At 43.5% G+C, this 239-nt stretch carries 1 protein-coding gene; it reads right to left on the bottom strand.

What is annotated here, in order from left to right:
* On the bottom strand, positions 1–239 hold a 239-nt coding region (locus tag ACPYOJ_RS36620), incomplete at both ends, for an adenosylhomocysteinase (protein WP_481420574.1).

The raw sequence follows: 239 nt of genomic DNA, 5'->3' as shown, positions 1-239 counted from the left end.
GTGGTCCTGCGTATAGAAAATATTACGAGAAGACCAGGTAACTTCAGCACCTAAAGCTACCAGCGTCTCGATAAGCACAGCTGTTTGGATGGTCATGTGAAGACATCCTGCGATTCTTGCTCCTTTTAATGGCTGATACGGTCCGTATTCTTCACGGATTGACATCAAACCAGGCATTTCTGCTTCTGCAAGAGTAATTTCTTTTCTTCCCCATTCTGCAAGGGAAATATCCTTAACTT

Source organism: Rhizobium sp. SVR5-9E (assembly GCF_056755095.1).
This window is presented reverse-complemented; position numbering and strand designations above follow the sequence as displayed.